The organism is Enteractinococcus fodinae (assembly GCF_031458395.1).
Classification (GTDB): domain Bacteria; phylum Actinomycetota; class Actinomycetes; order Actinomycetales; family Micrococcaceae; genus Yaniella; species Yaniella fodinae.
The window spans coordinates 72,185-92,070 of record NZ_JAVDYJ010000001.1; the positions used below are offsets into that span (position 1 = coordinate 72,185).

At 58.4% G+C, this 19,886-nt stretch carries 21 protein-coding genes; 14 read left to right on the plus strand and 7 right to left on the minus strand.

Annotation, left to right across the window (positions count from 1 at the left end):
• The first annotated feature begins 48 nt into the window (after positions 1-48).
• Together J2S62_RS00335 and J2S62_RS00340 are read left to right on the plus strand one after the other, a co-directional pair.
• Positions 49-489 carry a hypothetical protein gene (locus tag J2S62_RS00335; RefSeq protein ID WP_310169963.1) on the plus strand — a complete coding sequence of 147 codons (441 nt, stop codon included), beginning with the start codon at positions 49-51 and terminating at the stop codon, positions 487-489.
• Entirely contained in the window at positions 486-2,168 is a 1,683-nt protein-coding gene (locus tag J2S62_RS00340; protein ID WP_310169964.1) for a DUF5671 domain-containing protein, read from the plus strand. The genes J2S62_RS00335 and J2S62_RS00340 overlap by 4 nt, the downstream gene beginning before the upstream one ends.
• On the opposite strand, the gene J2S62_RS00345 is transcribed toward J2S62_RS00340, so the two are convergent.
• Both J2S62_RS00345 and J2S62_RS00350 read right to left on the minus strand, forming a co-directional pair.
• Positions 2,165-2,374, minus strand: coding sequence for a dodecin (locus J2S62_RS00345; protein WP_310169965.1), 210 nt, complete (start codon positions 2,372-2,374; stop codon positions 2,165-2,167). The genes J2S62_RS00340 and J2S62_RS00345 overlap by 4 nt on opposite strands.
• 234 nt (positions 2,375-2,608) lie before the next feature.
• Positions 2,609-4,123 carry an alanine/glycine:cation symporter family protein gene (locus tag J2S62_RS00350; RefSeq protein ID WP_310169968.1) on the minus strand — a complete coding sequence of 505 codons (1,515 nt, stop codon included), beginning with the start codon at positions 4,121-4,123 and terminating at the stop codon, positions 2,609-2,611.
• Between the two features lie 254 nt (positions 4,124-4,377).
• Between J2S62_RS00350 and J2S62_RS00355 the strand changes: the two genes are divergently transcribed.
• Positions 4,378-6,024: a long-chain-fatty-acid--CoA ligase gene (locus tag J2S62_RS00355; protein ID WP_310169970.1), complete on the plus strand. Its 1,647-nt coding sequence runs from the start codon at positions 4,378-4,380 to the stop codon at positions 6,022-6,024.
• Positions 6,025-6,081: 57 nt separating this feature from the next.
• Here J2S62_RS00355 and J2S62_RS00360 read toward each other — a convergent pair whose 3' ends face one another.
• A complete protein-coding gene (locus J2S62_RS00360; protein WP_310169973.1) occupies positions 6,082-8,040 on the minus strand; it encodes an FAD-dependent monooxygenase in 1,959 nt (652 codons plus the stop codon).
• A 100-nt stretch (positions 8,041-8,140) separates the two neighbouring features.
• On the opposite strand from J2S62_RS00360, the gene J2S62_RS00365 reads away from it, so the two are divergent.
• Positions 8,141-8,815 (plus strand): IclR family transcriptional regulator, encoded by a 675-nt coding sequence (locus J2S62_RS00365; RefSeq protein ID WP_310169975.1) that lies wholly within the window; start codon positions 8,141-8,143, stop codon positions 8,813-8,815.
• On the opposite strand, the gene J2S62_RS00370 is transcribed toward J2S62_RS00365, so the two are convergent.
• The 3 genes from J2S62_RS00370 to J2S62_RS00380 are packed head-to-tail and all read right to left on the minus strand — an operon-like array spanning position 8,777 to position 11,600.
• The gene (locus J2S62_RS00370; protein ID WP_310169977.1) at positions 8,777-9,598 is read right to left on the minus strand and encodes an oxygenase MpaB family protein; all 822 of its coding nucleotides are present in this window, start codon (positions 9,596-9,598) and stop codon (positions 8,777-8,779) included. The two genes, J2S62_RS00365 and J2S62_RS00370, sit on opposite strands and share 39 nt — an antisense overlap.
• On the minus strand, positions 9,585-10,769 hold the full coding sequence (locus tag J2S62_RS00375; RefSeq protein ID WP_310169979.1) for a hypothetical protein: 1,185 nt from the start codon (positions 10,767-10,769) through the stop codon (positions 9,585-9,587). Before J2S62_RS00375 ends, J2S62_RS00370 begins: the two co-directional genes overlap by 14 nt.
• A gap of 51 nt (positions 10,770-10,820) precedes the next feature.
• Positions 10,821-11,600 carry an aspartate dehydrogenase domain-containing protein gene (locus J2S62_RS00380; protein ID WP_310169983.1) on the minus strand — a complete coding sequence of 260 codons (780 nt, stop codon included), beginning with the start codon at positions 11,598-11,600 and terminating at the stop codon, positions 10,821-10,823.
• A 222-nt stretch (positions 11,601-11,822) separates the two neighbouring features.
• Between J2S62_RS00380 and J2S62_RS00385 the strand changes: the two genes are divergently transcribed.
• The 10 genes from J2S62_RS00385 (at position 11,823) to J2S62_RS00430 (ending at position 18,891) form a co-directional block, all read left to right on the plus strand.
• Entirely contained in the window at positions 11,823-12,707 is an 885-nt protein-coding gene (locus J2S62_RS00385; RefSeq protein ID WP_310169985.1) for a polysaccharide deacetylase family protein, read from the plus strand.
• Positions 12,708-12,794: 87 nt separating this feature from the next.
• On the plus strand, positions 12,795-13,577 hold the full coding sequence (locus tag J2S62_RS00390) for an SDR family NAD(P)-dependent oxidoreductase (RefSeq protein ID WP_310169987.1): 783 nt from the start codon (positions 12,795-12,797) through the stop codon (positions 13,575-13,577).
• A 125-nt stretch (positions 13,578-13,702) separates the two neighbouring features.
• The gene (locus tag J2S62_RS00395) at positions 13,703-14,869 is read left to right on the plus strand and encodes a M20 family metallopeptidase (RefSeq protein WP_310169989.1); all 1,167 of its coding nucleotides are present in this window, start codon (positions 13,703-13,705) and stop codon (positions 14,867-14,869) included.
• A gap of 39 nt (positions 14,870-14,908) precedes the next feature.
• Positions 14,909-15,712: an aldo/keto reductase gene (locus J2S62_RS00400; protein WP_310169992.1), complete on the plus strand. Its 804-nt coding sequence runs from the start codon at positions 14,909-14,911 to the stop codon at positions 15,710-15,712.
• An 86-nt stretch (positions 15,713-15,798) separates the two neighbouring features.
• The gene (locus J2S62_RS00405; RefSeq protein ID WP_310169995.1) at positions 15,799-16,728 is read left to right on the plus strand and encodes a DUF368 domain-containing protein; all 930 of its coding nucleotides are present in this window, start codon (positions 15,799-15,801) and stop codon (positions 16,726-16,728) included.
• Positions 16,706-17,143 carry an NUDIX hydrolase gene (locus J2S62_RS00410; RefSeq protein ID WP_310169998.1) on the plus strand — a complete coding sequence of 146 codons (438 nt, stop codon included), beginning with the start codon at positions 16,706-16,708 and terminating at the stop codon, positions 17,141-17,143. Before J2S62_RS00405 ends, J2S62_RS00410 begins: the two co-directional genes overlap by 23 nt.
• Positions 17,144-17,154: 11 nt before the next feature.
• Positions 17,155-17,502, plus strand: coding sequence for a metallopeptidase family protein (locus tag J2S62_RS00415; RefSeq protein WP_310170001.1), 348 nt, complete (start codon positions 17,155-17,157; stop codon positions 17,500-17,502).
• Positions 17,503-17,545: 43 nt separating this feature from the next.
• Complete coding sequence (locus J2S62_RS00420; RefSeq protein ID WP_310170003.1) at positions 17,546-17,872, plus strand: hypothetical protein; 327 nt, start codon at positions 17,546-17,548, stop codon at positions 17,870-17,872.
• A 67-nt stretch (positions 17,873-17,939) separates the two neighbouring features.
• Positions 17,940-18,425 (plus strand): hypothetical protein, encoded by a 486-nt coding sequence (locus J2S62_RS00425; RefSeq protein WP_310170004.1) that lies wholly within the window; start codon positions 17,940-17,942, stop codon positions 18,423-18,425.
• A gap of 10 nt (positions 18,426-18,435) precedes the next feature.
• Positions 18,436-18,891, plus strand: coding sequence for a DUF421 domain-containing protein (locus J2S62_RS00430; RefSeq protein ID WP_310170006.1), 456 nt, complete (start codon positions 18,436-18,438; stop codon positions 18,889-18,891).
• An 11-nt stretch (positions 18,892-18,902) separates the two neighbouring features.
• On the opposite strand, the gene J2S62_RS00435 is transcribed toward J2S62_RS00430, so the two are convergent.
• Positions 18,903-19,709: a formate/nitrite transporter family protein gene (locus tag J2S62_RS00435; RefSeq protein ID WP_310170008.1), complete on the minus strand. Its 807-nt coding sequence runs from the start codon at positions 19,707-19,709 to the stop codon at positions 18,903-18,905.
• Between the last annotated feature and the right edge of the window lie 177 nt (positions 19,710-19,886).

Genomic DNA, 19,886 nt, shown 5'->3' on the forward strand with positions numbered 1-19,886 from the left:
ACAATTTATGGCCTTGTAAACCCGGGGTGATAGGCGGATACTAAGCTTATGAAGACGGCGCCGAACCTTGTGCTTGCCATCATCACCGGATTCGTAGTGATCGTGGCTATCCTCGCTGCGATTTTCGCCTCCCGGGATATGGCACCCGACTGGCCCGATGATTCCCCCGAAGCCACCGTCCAGGCATATGTCCAAGCGGTCATCGACCAAGACTATGCCCAAGCGATCACGCACCTCGATCCGAGCATGGAGTGCACCCCCGAAGACTTGGCACAGTCCTATTATCCACAAGACACTGCCATGTCCCTACTCAAAGCCCATATCGGCCCAGATGAGGCTACCGTGAGCGTTGAGTTCGGCAGCTATAGCGAAGCCTTCACCGACCCGTTTATTGGTCAAGAACAGTTTGAACTAATCCCGGATGACACCGGCGGGTGGCTCATCACCGGCACGCCGTGGCCGATCTACAGCTGTGCGGGGACCCTATGATTATCAGCGTATTACTGCTGGCGCTGCTCGTCGGTGGCGTCGGATTCATCGGCACCGCATCACGACGACTCCAAGGCCAACCGCTTAGCGGTCAGATGTTTCGGCGAGCTTTCCAATACGTACTGCTCTACGTCCTGGTCTTGATCGTTGCGAACGGCGCCGTGGACCTACTGGGCCGCGTCTTCGGTTCCAGGGCGATTGGGGATGATGGTTTTCTGTTCGCCCAGTCGCTGACCGCTATTGTTATTGCGTTACCCATCGCAGTCTTGTTGAGTTGGTGGATCTACCGCACGCATCGTCGTGACCCTCTCGAGCGGGAGTCGTTGCTCTACCAGGCCTATCTGACCACGGCGGCGCTGACCGGGGTCGCCATGACGGCGGCCAACCTCCAACAAACCCTCACCACCGCGATCGGGTCCCAAAACCTCAATGCCGAAGCACTGGTCGGTGTCGCCATCTGGGCAGCGGTATGGGCGGTGCACTGGCGCATCATCGAACGCAGCCTCACGGTGCCCAATACGGTAGCGCATGTCCTGTTGGGCTGCACTATCGGATTAGTACTGGCTGTAAGTGGGCTGATCGCCCTGTTGGCCACATCGCTCGAGCTGTTGACTGGTCCAGAGATCATCATCGGCCCCTATGTTGGTCTCGGTGCGGCAGCGGGCATGTTCGTCAGCGGAGCCGTCATCTGGAGTGTGTACTGGTTCGGTGCGGCGGCCAAACTCCCACGCAACACCGCCTGGCATGCGTACGTCCTTTTACTGGGAGTGGCCGGTGGGCTGACCACCGCACTCTTCGGGACCCATGGACTGATATGGCACGGGCTAGTGCAGCTCATGGGGCACCCCGAGCTATTTACCGACTGGCTCAACTGGTCCACTGCGGTGGCCACCATGGTCATCGGGGCGACCGTGTGGTGGTATCACCGCACCATCCTGGATCCTGCCCAACGCTCCACGGTACAACGCGTGTATGAATACCTCACCGCGGGCATCGGTGCGCTGGCGGCCGCAGCAGGTATCGGCATGCTGGTGATCTCTCTGATTGATGCGATCGCTCCGGCCTCCCTGTACTACCATCCGCTCAACACCCTGCTGGGAGCGCTACCCCTGTTCCTCATTGGCGCGACAGTGTGGTGGCTGCACTGGCGGCGCATCCAAGCTCACGCAGATGCTGACCCCCAGACAGAGCTGACAGCCACCCCGCGGCGAATCTATCTGGTAATGCTCCTGGGCGGGTCGGGCGTAGCCGTGGTGATCGCGCTGATTTCCGGGGTGGTCGATATCGTCCACGACATAGGCCAGGGCTCCCTGAGCCTTGCCACACTGTATAAAGTGCGGATGGAGACCAGTTTTCTGGCTGCCAGTGCGGCACTGATCGCCTATCACGTTGCGATCTTGCGCCAGGACCAGCGGCACGGTCCTCTCAAGGCGCCCACACCGGTACGCCACGGCACCCTGACCCTGGTCGGTCCGGCAGACCCATCCCTTGAAGCAGACCTAGCCCAGCACATCACGGGGCCGGTTCGGTTGTTACCCGTGGAGGTCGCGGCCTCTTGGAGTATTGACGCGATTCTGGCCGCGTTGACCACCTATGACCCAGACGAAGATGTCGTGATCATTGCCCACGAGCGTGGCATCGAAGCGCATCCGGCCCAGGCACTGCGCTATTTACATTAGGGTTCGTGCCGGAAACCAATTTTGACGGTGACCTGCCAATCGATGACCTTGCCGTCCTCAAGGTGACCTCGAATAGATTGCACTTCAAACCAGTCCAGATTCCGTAAGGTTTTCGACGCTTGGGTGATCGCGTTGGTAATCGCGGCGTCGGTCCCTTCGGGCGACGTGCCTACTATTTCGGTGATGTTATAAACATTGCCGGTCATGACTCTCTCCTGGTTGACGGCCCCGGAAGGGCCCCGAGGCCTGGTCTAGGCCACGCTACGCCCAGAGGTCTAAGAGTTCTAGCGTTTTCCAACAATCAAGAGCCATTGAGGCCTGCGTCGCTGCGCGACAGGTATCGTGTCGCGCATTGGCTCAAGATGCTGTCGTCATCTAGGCAGCACAGCGGCGGCGCAGTCCAGGAACTACGCCGCCGCAGATAGCTGGCTTAGGGCCTGCTAGTGGATCCGATCATCGGAAGGGTATTCCGTTTGAATTCCGTACTTCCGAGACGACCCGATGACGTCACCGGATTTCCATTCATCCCAACCGGGGCGGTTGGCCATGAAGGCTTCGATTTGGTCTTTATCGGCTTCCAGTTTCGGATCGTGTTTGAGGTAGTACTTCGTCTCCCGGGCAATCAAACCGGACAGTACGAGCAGACCAATCAGGTTCGGTAGCGCCATCAGACCGTTGAAGATATCCGAGAACAACCAGACGACCTCCAGCTCGGCGGTTGCACCGACAAACACAACCAGGGAGAAGAACACGCGGAACGGCATGACCAGGCCGCGACCAAAGAGCCGTTCGATGTTCCGTTCGCCGTAGTAGGACCAGGAAAGCAGGGTCGAAAACGCAAAGAGCACCAGGCCGATGGTTACGATCCAGTGGCCCCACTGGCCGGGTAGACCGTGGCTGAAGGCCTCACCGGTCATCAGTGCTGCGGAGATCTGTTCGCCGGTCTCGGGGTCCGTCTGGCTCCAGGTACCGGTCGAGATGATGACCAACCCGGTGATGCTGACCACGATGATGGTGTCGATGAACGTCTGGGTCATGGAGACCAGGCCCTGACGGACCGGGTGAGTGGTCTGGGCGGCTGCCGCAGCAATAGCGGCTGAACCCAGGCCGGATTCGTTGGAGAACATACCGCGAGCTACACCGTACTGAATAACGATGATGATGGCGGCCCCCGCGAAACCACCGGTTGCAGACGAACCGGTGAATGCTTCGGTGAAGATTTGGGCGAACGCTGCAGGCAGTGCGCCAAAGTTCGCCAGCAGAATGTACAGGCCACCCAGTACATAGAAGACAACCATGAACGGCACCAGGCCGGCGGTGACGCGACCGATGGATTTAATCCCACCGACCAGAACCACCATCACCATGACGGTCAAAATGATGCCTGTGATCCAGATGGGGATGTTCCAGCTGCTCTCCACGTTTGAGGCGATCGCGTTGCCCTGGGTCATGTTGCCGATACCAAAGCAGGCGATGACGGCGAAGATTGCGAACGCGAGCCCGAGGATCTTTCCGATTGGGCCTTTGATGCCGCGTTCCAGGTAGTACTGAGGGCCACCGGATTTTTCGCCGGCGGTATCTGTACCGCGGAAGCGGACACCCAAATATGCTTCAGCATATTTCGAGGCCATCCCGACCAGACCCGTCACCCACATCCAGAACAGCGCCCCGGGACCGCCGATCGCCAGCGCGGTGGCGACACCGACAATGTTTCCGGTACCGATCGTGGCGGCTAACGCGGTGGTGAGCGCCTGGAACTGCGAGATATCCCCTTTAGAACCGGGGTCTTTTCGCTTAATGATTCCCAGACTTAACGCTGGGATGAGTTTGGTAAATTGTATTCCGCCCAGGCGGATAGTTAGGTAGAGCCCGGCTCCCAGCAGCAGCGGGATGAGGAAAAATGGCCCCCAAACGAAGCCACTGATCTCATCGAGAATTGTCGTTAAATCTGTCATCGTAGTAGATCCTCTTCAAACGGTCCCTGAGGACGACATGTGTGAGCGCAGGTGAGGTGTGTCACCATGCTTTTGCCAGATTACCCGATAAGCCTTACTAGGCGGTAGCCCCTACAAATCTTTGCAGCCTGACATCGAAAGATGCTCAAGGCCTTGGGCATTTAGTTAACACATCGAACGTGCTTCACAGTAGCAATCAGCTTCGCTAGAGTGATGTGCACCACTATCAGTTATACAAATGTTTAAGGACCATAATGGCAGCTGTTGTACACGGATACCCCTCAACTATGCAGGACGACTACCAGCTCAGCATGGGCCGGCTCATCCGCCAAGCGGTCCGGGCCTATCCGGATGCCGAGATCGTGCATCGCAACTCGGCTGGTGAATGGGGTCGGACTACCTACCGAGAGAACTTCGACCGGATCGAGCGGGCCGCGGGCGCATTTGCCAAACTCGGTGTTGAGGTGGGGGACCGAGTGGGCGTCATGGATTGGAACTCGCTGCGCCACTACGAGCTGTACTGGGCGATCCCGGCAATCGGCGCGGTCTTCACCCAGCTGAACATTCGCCTGCCAGAAGACGACCTGCACTATGTCATCAATGACTCCCAAGCCTCCGTTGTGGTGGTGGATGAAACGCTGGTCCCGATCGTAGAAAACATCGCTCCACAAGCCAAAGGCGTCAAAACCTGGGTGATCCTGTCAGAAGGGCAGATCGACCACAACCTACCCAATGCGGTCTACTACGAAGACCTCCTTGCCGATGCTCAACCGCTGGATTCCTGGCCAAACATCTCGGAAACCTCTGCTTTCGCCGCCGGGTACACCACCGGCACCACCGGCCGGCCCAAGGGCGTGTTTTACTCGCATCGTTCCCAGTACCTGCACACGTACAATACGGCCAAAGATCTCTCGGCCAGCGTGGACGACGTGATCATGCCGATTACCCCGATGTTCCATGTGCTCTCCTGGGGGATGGTGCAAGTCGCGGTGATGGTCGGGGCGAAACTGGTCTTGCCGGGACAGTTCTCCGCCGAAACACTCGGGGAGATTACCGGTGCCCTCACCGATGAAGGGGTCACGGTCACCAACGGCGTCCCAGCCATTTTCACGCCGATGTTTGAGGTGCTCAAATCCAAAGGCGTGACCGATCTAACCGGGTTGCGCCTGCTATGTGGTGGCAGTGAGCCGCCGGCATCGTTGATCCAAAGTTATCAGGAGACGTTTAACGCCGAAGTTGTCCACGGTTATGGCGCTACTGAAACTTCCCCGATTGTCACCGTCAATCGCGTCACCGAAGCGATGCGGGAGCGCATGAGCCAGGAAGAATTGAACGCCTACGGCTCGAAACAAGGGAAGGCTTCAGTCAACATAGACCTCAAAATTGTCGATGGCCTCGGCAATGAAGTCCCAGCCGATGGCGAGACCTCGGGCGAGATTCTCTTGAAGGGGCCGTGGATTACCGCCAGTTACCACGGGATGCCCGAAGAGGAGTTGGCCGATAAATTCGTCGACGGTTACTGGCGTTCCGGAGACGTGGCCACCATCGATGCCCACGGTTTCATCAAGATCACAGACCGTCTCAAGGACGTGATCAAGTCAGGTGGGGAATGGATCTCCTCGATCGATATGGAAAATGCGATGATCGGCCACCCGAAAGTTGCCCAGGCGGCAGTCGTGGGGCTTGAACATCCGAAATGGGATGAACGCCCATTCATGCTGCTGGTGCTGCGCGACGGGGAGACCATCACCAAAGATGAGATCGACGAACACTTACGGCAGCGGTTTGCTGACTGGCAATTACCGGAAGAGTTCGAAGTCGTCGATCAGATCCCAGCTACGTCGGTGGGCAAGATCGACAAAAAAGTCATCCGCAACCAGTATCAAGATCGCTACAAATAATGCTTGGGGTGTGAACGTATCGTAACGATACGTTCACACCACCACGCACGGGTGGCGTCAGTCCTCCACATTGATGGCGAGACGAGCGCGGTCAGCAACCTCAAGGTCGCTGATGTATTCGGGTGGACCGGTCGGGGCCGGTTCCAGCATGTTGGCAGCGAAGAACTTAGTAAGCTCTTCGCGTGCGCTCAAGGGCAGCACACCGGCGACATACTGGTCCGGCCGGACCACCACGATCGCGCCGTCTTTGCTGATCTGGCGGTCGCGGAAGATATCGCGACCATGTCCCGAAGCAAAAATCTGATTCGTGTCGATCAGACCGTACGGGACCTTGACCGGTTTGAACGCCGCGGGAACGTTATAGGGTTCGACCTCGGTGTAGTCCTGTTGGTAGATGACCTTGGTATCGAAAACCGCATCGGTATCCCCATTACCAGGTGTGTATCGGACGCGCGGTGAGGTCGGGTCGTCGTTCCACCACGTGGCGAATTCGGCGACCGGTGTGCCTTCCAGTGCCGGGGCTGCTGGGTCGGCAAAGACATAGATGCGCCAGCGGCCATCGGCCTCGTGGAAGTGGCCCAGATGACGCCAGCGGTTATCTGCTCGGCGCATGACTTCAGCCGATTTGAAGCGCTTGCCCACCGGGAAGCCGGGGGCCAAGTCCTGGTGCTCGGTGCCCATGGTGATCTGGTTCTTGGTGTATTCGGTCATGAAACCGGCGGGGAATTCGAAAGTCTTCAAATAGAACTCTTCGACTTCTTTGGGGTCGCCTTCATCGGCCATAATTGCCGACCATTGCTTATCGAAATTGATCAGCTCATGGGCCACCACTTCGCGTTCTTCCGCGTAGGTATTCAGCAGGCTTGCCGGAGCGCGACCATCTAGCACGAGGCCGAGTTTCCAACCGAGGTTGAAGCCGTCCTGCATCGACACGTTCATCCCCTGACCGGCTTTTGCCGAGTGGGTATGGCACGCGTCGCCCATGATGAAGGCGTGCGGGGTGCGGGTATCGCGCTCGCCGTCTGGGACATCATCGAAACCGGTTGCCACACGGTGTGCGACCTCGTAGACCGACCACCAGGCCACTGATTTCACGTCCAGCGAGTAGGGGTGCAGAATATTGTTCGCATCCTGGATGATCTCTTCGATGGGTGTGGAGCGGATGGTTTTCGCGCTGTCTTCGGTGACTTCGCCGAGGTCAACGTACATCCGCACCAGATAGCCGCCTTCGCGAGGGATCAACAGGATGGTGCCGTGCTCTTGCGACCGAATTGAGCACTTGACCTGGATATCGGGGAAGTCGGTGTTGGCCAAGATATCCATGACACCCCAAGCATGCATCGAAGCATCCCCTTGGAGCCGGTGGCCCAGCGTTTTGCGGACGGTCGAACGAGCTCCGTCGCCACCGACCAGGTACTTGGCTTTGACGGTGCGCTCTTCACCAGCTCGCGGTCCCGTGACGTACCGGATCTTGGCGGTCACTGGGTAGTCGGCATCGGGGTCGATATCGGCTCCGAGGAATTCCACTCCGTAGTCCGGAACTGCCCGACCGGGTGCTCGCTGAGCGTCACGCAAGAAATAGTCCAAAATACGTGACTGGTTGACGTAGATGTGCGGGAACTCTGATATCCCGGTCGCATCGTCGGGGCTGCGCGAGGATCGGGCAATATGCGATGGATTCTGCGAATCTGGCGCCCAGAAGCACATTTCGACGTTCCGGTAAGACTCTTTGATGACCTCTTCAGCGAAACCGAAGGCCTGGAACGTCTCGACCGAACGCGCCTGAATACCATCGGCCTGGCCTACTTCAAGCCGACCCGGGCGCCGTTCAACCGCCCGTACGTTCACCGAGGGGAAGCGAGACAACTGCGCGAGCACGACAGCCGCAGCGGGACCGGTGCCCACGATGAGCACGTCCATCTCATCCGGCACATCTGCCGCGCGGTTGATGCCGTAACCGGCTGCTGGCTTGATACGCGGATCGTGGGAGTCATAACCCCGGTAGTGAAATTGCATGAAGAGCTCCTTGTCTCTATAGTTGAGACATAGTTCTATATATAGATACAATACTAGCGTGGTGGAGGTCACTGCGCACTCTTTTGGCAAGGACAAATGTATGTCGAGCACGACCAAACAGGTCACCGGCGGATCGCAAACCCTCGCCCGCGGCCTCCATGCGCTAGCGCTGATCGGTGAATCGGATACCCCGCTGACGGTGCCAAAACTCGCCCAAGAGCTGGGCATTCATCGCTCAATGGCCTATCGCTTAGTGCGCACCTTAGAAGAGTTTGGCTTTATTGAACGGGACTCGACGGGAAATCTCGAGATCGGGGTGCGGATGGCGACCTTGACGCGCAGCATCGCCCGCGATCTGCAAACCGCAGCCAGCCCGGAGCTGATCGTCCTGTCCAACGCGCTGGGGATGACGGCTTTTATCGTGACTTATGACGGTGAACAGGCTGTTACATTATTGGCGGTCGAGCCGCAGGATGCCATCACAACGGTAGCGCAGCGTCCCGGGAGTCGACATCCCATTGACCGCGGCGCACCCGGTCGGGTGATCCGCTCCCAGCTGCGTCCCGAAGAGTACCCGCCCAAGGACTACGAAGTCAGCCATGATGAAGTTTTCGCTGGGGTCACCTCGATTGCAGTGCCGTTACGCACCAAAGACGGTCGACCGGCTTCCCTGGCGATCTTGTACCTGACCGAAGGGGGCGCGGATATTGCTGATGCCGCAGCCCAACTGCGCCGGTCAGCCCAGCGCATCGAACGAGTGCTTGGTACCGCGTGATCCAGCGATCAACTCAGCCACCACAAGCCGTGCAGGAATATGACGGATTCCCGCAGGGAATTGCGGATAGGCGGAGGCAAGGATGCGCCACAGTCGGTCTTCTCGGACAGCATCGGCGCCATCCCAGTCCAGGCCGAGCTGGACGCGAACCTCAGCGGGCAACAGACCGGCCGTCAGAAACCTGGCCGTCGGCATCGCGGTGCGCAACCACCACGGAGCACTGTGTGCGGCAAAGAGATCACTAACGATCTGCCGTGCCGCGTCCGTGACATCCAGGCTGGCTAGCTGCTCATCCCAGTAGCGTTGGAAAGCGGCACGATCTGCGGGCCAGTATTCCTGCGGCATACCTAGCGCGGTACCCAAGGCGGCGTAGCTGCGGTAAATCTGATCGGCGTCGTCGGGATGCTGTTCACCCCAAATGCGCCAGCGAATTTCTTCGGCCGTCCAATATAGCGTGGCGGTGACCCAGCGTTGCGTGTCCGGGTCGGCGGCGCTGTAGGCCACGCCATCGGCGATTCCTTCGACTGGTTCGTGGGCGCGTGCCACCCAACCGGTAACGGTGGCGCGGGCAGATCGAGCTTCTGGAAGCACGATAGCGGCCAGATACTGGAGTGTGCGGCGCAGCCTGCCCAGTGGGTCGGCGGTAAAGTTCGAGTGCTGTTGGACGCCGGCGGCTACGGGCCGGTGCGCAACCTGTAAGGCGATGGCAGCTCCACCCCCGGCGAGTACGATCCCTTCCCGCGCGAGCTCGACATCGGTGCGCGGAGACTTAGGCTGGCGCATGGTTACCACCCGTTGTCTGGCTGACTGTTGTGGCCTCGGTATCGGGGTGGTCGCTGCGAGGTCGTGGCCGCCGGATATCCGACAACATGGCATCCAGGGTGCGAATCAGGACCACGAGCCAGGCGAAGATAATGCCGGCAAAAGCCAGTTCCAGGGCGGTCAGATTGTAATAATTCAGCGGATGCCACAGGGCCACGGCCAGCACGCCGAGCCCCAGCATCAAATAGCTAATGACATACATCGCCGCCGGGGCGCCCGGTAACCAGATCGGCACAGTGAGCAACATGAGCCCAAACGTCACCGCCAATACTTGGACGAAGCCGGTGTGGATCGGGTCGCTGATATTGATCGGCACCCAGGATATCCCGACCATGCACAGTCCCATGATGATGATGCCACCCTTGAGCACTCGGACATACCCGCGGCGCTGATCCTGGCGACGTCGATGTGCTGCCCAGGCGTTGAAGTCCTGGGATATAAAGTTCGCCAGCGTGATCAACATCAGACCCGAAACGGTCAGTGTGGTGTTGAACGTCCAAAACGATAGGATCCCTGCCTGGCCGGTGCCCAGTTCTGAGAAGAACATATGCCACCAGTAGGGGTTTTCGGCCAGCAGCATCGAAGCCAGCACGCCTGCGGCCATAAATAGTGCCAGCAGGTTTGAAATTGAGGCCGTCGTGGCGCGCGAGGCGGAGCTAAACCCGAAATAGGATGCTGCGGCGGTAACCAGACACAACATGACGGTCGCGGCGATCGCATCCACGACGAGCCCTTGAAACGCTTCTTGGAAGAGCCGGAAGGTGCTCAGCACCGCGAGGGTGGCAATGGCCCCGTGGGTGATGATCAGCCCGATGAGATCGATCAGCCACCATCCCCAGAAGCGACGGCGCATCCAGCTGAGTTTGCCACGCGGTGATTCGGTGGCCAGCAGTAGCCCAATCATCGCCGAGGCACCCGCGGCGATGCCTGTGGTCCACCCGGCCACGGTGCCCACCGAGTAGTCGGCGGATAGGGGCGTGAGTTTATTCGAAAACGCGATCAGCCCGACCACGACTGCCAGGGCCGCGAAGCTGATCGAAGCCCAGATCGCACCGGACTCCATGCGTGCCGAGGATCGCTTCGGGCTGCGTTCCTCCACTCGGCTGTCGGGTTCTGGCGCTCGGTCCGTCATGCCCTCCATTCTAAGGGGCGCCCGCAAGTTCAGGATTGGTCGATGTTGCGGTCAGCCACGTCGAATATAGGGTGCGATGCGTCGAATCGTGGCGGCCAGCGATAACGCCGTCGTGCCCGAGGTTGCCGGGTTGATGGGGCTGGGGGCCGAGACGAATTCGAAGTTGAACTGACCGGCATTCCCGGATGCTTCGATGCGGTGGGCGGACTCGGGACGCAGCGGATCGGCCACTAAGCGTACTTGTACCCGCTGTATGGCTTGCGAGAACGGGCGCGACCCGCGCGTCGCGTAGGCCAGCGCCACCGCAACATTGACGTTGCCGGGAAACTGCTCGATCGCATCCACCGGGTTGCCTTCAAATAGCGTCTCCGGTTCGGTGAGTGCTTCGAGTCGCGCCGCCTCGTCTTGGCTCATCCAGGGTTGGATCAACCCGGTCGGATCTTTTGAGGTCGTGATGGAGATGTGCTCGAGTTGGTCAGCCACGGCCTCGAACAGGTCGAAACCCCCGATGGCGCCGTTAGTGATGTGCAGGTTCGGTGTCATCAGCTGATTGGCGATCTGCGGGTCGGCGAGTGCCCCAACAGAGGTTAGCACCATGGGTTTATGGACGCGGGGTAAAAACTCTTTGGCAGCTGCAACGCCAGCGGCCTCAACCACTAGGTCGGCCTTGGTCAGTGCCTCCTCGAAATCTGCCTCGGTAATCAGCCGAACGCCCATGGTTCCGCGCTCGCGGTGGGCAGCAATGTCTCGGACCATCGCCGTGAAATCGTGGTCGAGCAGTTTCACGATATGTCGGCCGATTGACCCAAAACCCAGCAACAAGATCTTCATGCTGCCAACTCTAGCGAAGCCCCGTGGGGACTAGACCCAACGGGGCTTGGCTGAGGCTTTGCACTACAACATGCAGGACATGGCGGCCACAACATCGGCCCGGTGAGTCATGCTGGGTGGGTCTTTCATGGAAATGAAGGCAATATTGGTTGACAACGATTCCGGCTCGGTGATTAGTCTGAAAGTGTCTTGCATACACGACGAGGTAAGGAGTCGAGGTACATGGCAAAGAAAATTTATATCGCAGTGGGTGTCGATGTTGACGCTGTTGGCGGTTGGTTAGGTTCCTACGGGGGCCAAGACTCCCCGAATGACATCTCGCGAGGCATGTTTGCCGGTGAGGTTGGTGTGCCACGACTGCTCCAGTTGGCTCAGCGCCGGAATCTGCCCTTCACCTGGTTCTGGCCCGGGCATTCGATCGAAACCTTCCCAGAGGAGTTCGACCAAGTTGTGGAAGCCGGTCACGAGATCGGCCACCACGGGTACTCGCATGAGAACCCGTTAGAGATGACCCGCGAACAAGAAACCGAAGTCTTCGAATACGTCTACGATCTAATTGAACGTCGCGCAGGCCAAGCTCCTGTTGGGTATGTGGCACCGTGGTGGGAAATGTCGCACCACACCAACGAGATCCTCTCCGACGCCGGCATGCTGTACGACCATTCCTTTATGCACCGGGATTTCACGCCCTATTATGTGCGTGTCGGCGATACCTGGACCAATATTGACTACAACGCAAAATCCGCCAAAGAATGGATGAAGCCTCTTGTCCGCGGTGAAGAAACGGACCTGGTGGAGATCCCTGCGTCCTGGTACATCGATGACCTACCACCGATGATGTTCATTAAATCCAGCCCAAACTCCCACGGATTTGTGAACCCACGCGATATCGAAGAGCTGTGGCGCGACCAGTTCGACTGGGTCTATCGCGAGATGGATTACGCGGTATACCCGATGACCATCCACCCGGACGTCGCAGGTCGCCCCCAAGTGCTGCTGATGCTGGAACGACTCTTTGATCATTTCTCCTCTCACCCCGGGGTCGAATTCGCCTACATGAAAGACATCGCCGAAGACTTCAAGCAGCGCTATCCGCGCAAGAAGTAGGAGAGTTCGCGGCTATTATTCAGGCCGCGCCCCTACGCTTGAGGTGTCTTCTCAAGCATCGGGCAACCTTTAGGAGTTGAAGTGCAGATGGCAACAATTCATCCAGTACTTGAAGGTAAAACGGCAATCATTACCGGCGCTGCAATGGGTATGGGGGAAGCAACCGCACGGGTCTTCGCCGAAGCGAAAGCCAACGTCGTCGTTGCGGACTTCAACGAAGAAAAAGGACGCGAAGTCGCCGATGATATAGCCAACACACTGGGCGCCAAGACACTCTTTATCAAAGTCGATGTATCGGATTCTGCCCAAGTCAAAGACATGGTCGCCAAAACCGTGGAAGAATTTGGGTCGCTCGAGGTCGCGGTCAACAACGCGGCACTGACTCCAGATAATGCACTGGTCTCAGAATTTGATGAAGACTATTGGGACCGCCTGATGAGCGTGGCCCTCAAAGGGGTCGCCCTGTGTATGAAATACGAGCTCCAGCAAATGATCGCCCAAGGAAACGGCGGGTCGATCATTAACATCTCATCGGTGTCTGGTTTTCGGCCACAGCCCAACAATATCGCCTATGTTGCAGCGAAACACGGTGTTGTCGGGGCGACCCGGGTGGCCGCCCTAGAAAACGGCAAGCACAACATTCGGGTGAACTCCGTGGCTCCCGGTGCGATCGATACGCCGATGTTGCGTGGTGCACTGGAAGAATTCGGATTGGACGAAGAATCCTATGCTCCCCAGCTGTCACTGCTGGAGCGGTTTGGGAAACCAGAAGAAATCGCCCATGCCAGCCTGTGGTTAGCATCCGATCAGTCCAGTTATGTCACCGGAACCACGATCCACGCCGATGCCGGCTACGTTGGCGGGCGCTAAAGAGTAGGGGAGAACTCCTGTTCTCTTCAGAGCCGGCTCGACCTCCAGGGTTTGAGCCGGCTCTTGCGTACCGTAATCCGAACCGTTGTGCCGAATCACTCCAGTGAGCAACCAGAGAGGAAAGAATGCACGTTGATACGTTGAAATCTCAAACCGAAGCAACCGTGACTGAACACGCTGATGCGCTGACTGACCTATCCGAAACGCTGCACGCCAACCCCGAAACAGCCTGGGAAGAATACGCATCTTCTAAAGCCGTCGCAGATCTGTTGGAACACCACGGCTTTACCGTCACCCGCAATTACCTGGGATTTGAGACTGCTTTTCTTGCCGAAGTCGGCAGCGGGTCTCGTACGGTCGGCTTCATGGCCGAATACGATGCACTGGCAGGACTCGGTCATGCCTGCGGGCACAACCTCATCGCGGCAAGCTCAGTGGGCGCCGGTGTAGCGCTTGCTCCGTTGGCTGATGAGCTCGATCTGACGATTCGCGTCTATGGCACACCTGCCGAAGAGGGCGGAGCCGGCAAGGTAGAACTGATCGATGCCGGGGCCTTTCAGGATCTCGAATTTGCCATGATGGTACATCCGGCACCGGTAGACATCGCCGAAGCTGAACCGTTTGCGGTGTCGCATAAATACATCGAGTACACCGGGGTGTCTGCTCACGCTGCAGCCTATCCCGACGAAGGGATCAACGCCAACGATGCCTTTGTGATAGCGCAGGTCGCGATCGGTTTGCTGCGTCAACAACTACCGCCTGACACCCGAATCCACGGCGTCCAAACCGTTGGAGGGTCGGTGCCCAATGCCATCCCAGATAAGACCGAGGGGCGCTGGTACATCCGGGCCGCAACACTCGAGGACTTGGCTGAAGTAGAGCGCAAAGTGGAGGCGTGTTTCGAGGCCGGAGCAGTCGCCACCGGTGCTGAACTGAAGATCACCGAGGAAAGTAAGTCCTACGCTGAGTTCCGTACCTACGAACCGGCACTTGAGGCATATAAACGCAACGCACAGGCTCGCGGAAGAGTCTTTGCGGATGCGAAAACAGCGGGCCGCATGAACCGGGCGTCAACCGATATGGGGAACGTGTCCCAGCTCGTGCCGGCGATCCATCCATACATTGGCGTTGACTCGCTGCCCTATACCAACCATCAAAAAGGCTTCGCCGATGCCTGCGTTGGTCCCGTCGCCGAACAAACCCTGCTTGATGCGGCCGTTTTGATGGCGTGGACAACGATCGACCTGTTCGCGGCTGGCACCAACGAGGGTGCGACACCGGAAAGCACCTAACACCAGAGGTTCGGTCGGCATGACGTCTAGAGTGGAACCATGCGCTCAGATCTCATTGGATTCGGAACCCTTGTACAAGCCGGTCGAGACAACCCAGATGTCTACCGTGCTGCCACGCTTTCTGCGCTCGAAGTAGGGTATCGGACCCTCGACACGGCGCTTCGCTATAACAACGAGGTCCAAGTCGGCCAGGCCATCGCCCAAACCGACGTGCCACGCGAAGACATCACCGTCACGACGAAAATTCCGGGCAGATTCCATGGTTACCACGAAGCAAAAACGTCTATCGTCCGGTCGCTGATCGACCTGGATCTACCCTACGTGGATGTGGCATTGATCCACTGGCCGCTCCCGCGCTTGCATAAATATGTCGATACGTGGCGGGCCATGATCGAAATGCGTGATGCCGGTCTGATCCGTGCGATCGGAGTGTCGAACTTTCTGCCCGAACATCTGCAACGACTGGTGGACGAGACCGGTGAGGTGCCCGTGATCAACCAGGTCGAGATGCACCCATATTTCGGGCAAGCCGAACTGCGCGACTTTCACGCTAGATACGGCATTCAGACTCAAGCGTGGTCACCGCTGGGTCGCACCACGGACATGATCCAAGACCCGGTGCTCGTGAAGATCGCCGAAAAGCACGGCGCCACCCCGGCCGAAGTCGTACTGGCCTGGCATGTGCATCACGGCTCCATGCCCCTCCCGGCCTCATCAAACCCACAGCGCCAGCGTCAGAACCTCCTGTTCGAGGTCGAACTCGATGAAGCCGATATTGCCGACATTGACGGGCTAGAACGCGGCCGGCTGTTTTTCGATCCGGCAGAGCACGGAGAGTTCTAGCCCACCAGCTCCCACCGCGGTCTGCAATGTAGGCCGCGTTCAGGCGACTACACTAATCTAAGTCCGATTGTAAGGATTGTGAGTAGATGCGCCCAGTACACGAACGTCGAACCTCAGTGCCCGGCAACCTCATCCGAGGGGCCCTCATTGGTGTGGTGGAAACCATCCCCGGTATCTCCGGTGGCACGGTGGCCCTGGTAGTTGGGATCTACCAACAACTGATCGGATCCGCCTCCGCACTGATCCGCTGGGGCCTGTCGTTGGTTCGCGGTCGAGGCGATGAGGCCCGGCACTACTGGGAACAGGTTTCCTGGCGGCTACTTATTCCGCTGGGCATCGGCATGATTGCGGCGGTATTCACCGTCGCCGGTCCGGTAGCCGATCTTGTCGAAACCTATCCGGAGCAGATGCGCTCGCTATTCTTCGGGATGGTCGCTGCCTCTGTGCTCGTCCCGCTGCTGATGGTCCGTGACGATGTGCAATACCATCGCAAAACATTGGGCTGGCGCCACTTAGTCTTGTTTATTGCTGGGGCCGTGATCACCTTCGGTATCCTCTCGCTGCCAGGGACAACAGCACTTGAACCCCACTGGTATATCGTGCTGCCGGCGGCAGCGATCGCCGTATCTGCCCTGGTGCTACCGGGGCTCTCTGGGTCATTGATCCTGCTGACCGTTGGTCTTTATGAGCCCACCCTGCGCGCGGTGGAGGCGTTAGATCTGGGTTATCTGGCGGTGTTCTTGGCTGGGCTGGCCCTGGGCGCTGTGGTGATTGTCCAGTTGATGAAGTGGTTACTCGATCATCATCACGCCATCACGTTGCTCATTCTCGCTGGTGTCATGGTCGGTGCGTTGCGCGCACTGTGGCCGTATCAAAATGAGGTTGGTGCGCTGCAGCCCATCGGTGACGCCTTTGGTCTCAACGTAGTCCTTGCGCTGCTTGGGGCTGCCGTTGTACTTGTCATGATTGTTCTCGACCGCCGCATGAGTCGCCGTGTACCCCAGCCCGTTCATTAGCGTCGCCGCCGTCGTGCTGACCAACGACGCCGGCCAAGTCGCGTTGGTACGTAAATATCAGACCACCGCGCTGATCTTTCCCGGCGGTAAACCGGAACCGGGCGAAACCGCTCGGGCAGCCGCCGCCCGCGAACTGCACGAAGAACTTGGGATCGTCGTCGCGGCTGAAGACTTTACCCACGTGGGGGAATACACCACCCGGGCCGCAAACGAGGCGGCGACCGAACTGCGGTCCGACGTCTACAGCACCCACCTGCCGCCCGGTCAGCACGCCAGCGCACAGGCCGAAATCGCCGAGATGTGGTGGGTGGATCCCGCGGCACTTGACGTGCCAGCGGGTTATCGTTTGGCGCCGCTGAGTTCCCGCGTGCTGCAACTGTTGGCACAAGGCACCGTCCCGGGACAGCACCGGTAGGAGGCAACCTCATGGACATGACCATGGATGAGTTTGAAACGCTCGTTACCGAGGTGCTCGACTCCCTCGATGATGAGATCGTGGGCGGGCTAGAAAACCTCGTCTTTGTCGTGGAGGATCGTCCTGCCGACGGTTCCATGGACTTGCTGGGGTATTACGAAGGCTACGACCGAGATGCGCGTGCTGATTACGGATTCGGCCAACTGCCCGATCAGATCGTGCTGTTCCGTGAGCCGCTACTGTCAATCTGCGATGACGTACAACAGTTGCGACACGAGGTCAGAGTGACCCTGATTCACGAAATCGCACACTACTACGGCATCGACGACGACGCTCTGCACGAGCTGGGCTGGGCCTAGGGTAGCCGTCGCATCTTGCCGCCCCAACTACAAGGAGACCCCAATGACTCAGTATCAGCCATATCCGCATCCCACTGAGTCGCCTGAACTCGGCTTCGATTCCCTTCCCACGCCCCAAGACCGAGAAACCTTGGGCAGCTGGATGCTGGTCGTGTTGCTGACCCTCATACCGCTGGTGAACATTATCTACCTGCTCGTATTGGCTTTTGGGACCAGTACCTCCGCTGCCAAACAGAACTTTGCCAGGGCCAGTCTTATCTGGATGGCCGTTGGACTCGTGTTAGCCATTGTGCTGGGAATTCTTCTGGCAGTCGCCGGGTTGTCGGTGTTCGCGGAGCTGGCCAATATGTACCTCAGCACTGCGGTGTAGTCCTATTCGTCCTGGTTCCACCGCGTTATGCTACGGTAACGAGCAGCTTTGGGGAGCGGGAGGGACAATGGAGCTTCAGAGCGAAGAACGTCAAGCGTTTCAGCGACGTGAGTGGACTGTCCAACGATTCGGCATCCTCGTGCTGGTCGCGTTTATTGTGGCAGGCTTTTTGGGTTTGCTGGGTGCCGGACCGTTAGCCACTACAACATCTTCCAGTTCGCAGGGTATGGTCACGGTCGAGCATGACTGGATCGTTAGAGCGAATGCAGAAACCACCATGCACGTCAGGATCGCACCGGAAGCCGTTGAGAACGATACCGTCACCCTGGAATTCACCGGACCGTGGGTCAGTGGCGTTGACCTCGAATCGATTTCCCCCGACCCCGTGGAACAACACGCCATCCCGGATGGGACTGCGCTGACATTTATGGTCGAACCTTCCAGCGACATCGACGTGTCATTGACCCTGATACCTCAAGAGCTTTTCCAGCGTGAAGCTCAAGTTACCGTCGCGGAGGAAACCGTCTTGTTTAACCAGTTCGCCCTGCCTTGAGGAGTTTGTAGTGGATGTCGTCATTCGTGCTGCAGCCGTCTACCTGCTGATCCTGCTGATCATGCGGATTTCCGGCAAACGAACCATGGCTCAGGTGACAATCTTCGATTTTATTCTGCTGCTCATTATCGGTGAAGCGGTGGCTGAAGCCCTCGTGGGGGAGGATCCCTCCCTGACGGCTGCAGCGCTGATCGTCACCACCCTGGTGCTTCTAGACCGGGTCTCGGATTACCTTGGCTGGCGCGTGCCGCGGCTCAAACGCATCCTTGAAAGCGCCCCCGTAGTGCTGGTCGAAGATGGCCGACCGCTGCGCGACACCATGAATCGCGAACGGATCTCCGATGACGATATCCTCAGTTCCGCTCGAGAGACCCAAGGGCTGGAATCCATGGACCAGATCAAATGGGCGGTCCTGGAAACTTCTGGGACGATCAGTATCGTGGCCAAGCAAGAAGAATCAGCTTAGCTCCCGGTGTCTCAGACCGGCGGTTCTGGTGTGTCAGAGCGGTGGGCATAATACAGCGGTAAACCCACCAGCGCTAAGCCGCCAACCCAGTTTCCTAATAACACCGGAATCTGATTCCACAGCCACCAGTCGTCCACCCCGATCGGTGCGCCCAGCATCATGCCCACGGGGATCGCAAACAGATTGACCACGCTGTGTTCCAGATCTAATGCGAAGAACGCGGCAATGGGTGGCCAGATGGCCATGATCTTACCGCTGGTCGACTCGCTGGTCATCCCCATAACTACACCCAGGACCACCAGCCAGTTACACAAAACCCCACTGAGAAAGGCCAAGCCGGCTCCACCCAGGTAGCCGTGATGCTGGTAGTCGATAGTTTTAGCTTCTGCCAAATGGATTAGGCCTTGGGCGGTGGGATCAGCCCCGGTGGTCCACCACTGCGAAAGCAGTGCTGCAAATAAAAAGGCAGCCAAGAGGCCGCCGAGGATATGACCGAGCAAAACCCAGGTGAAATTCCGCCAGAGCTCACCCATCGTCGACTGCCGGTGCATCACCGACAACGGGACCAGCGCAAAGTTTCCGGTGAGCAGTTCGACGTTCAGCAATACGACGACCACCAGTCCCAAAGGAAACAACAGTGCTCCGACAATGCCGAATCCTGTCTCCTCGCTAGCAAAGATCGCAAAGGTGGTCGCTCCGGCAAGCAGGAATACCGAAAACCCAGCGCGCAAGACGAGCTGGGCGGCACTCAAATCCGTTTTGGCATCACCTGCCTCCAGCATGGAGTCAACGACAGCGGGCGGGGCAACATAGGACACGGCATACCTCTTCGCGTAGTCATCGGCTGCACCCAGGATTACGGGTCTTGCGGGTGAGCGTCAATTGTTCGTGTTCGGTCCGGATCCCATCGGGGCGACGGACGAGTGACAGAACCATTCCTATCGGCCAGACTGTTATGTGGATCACATCACCTTGCGTCTTGAAAGGAATGAATC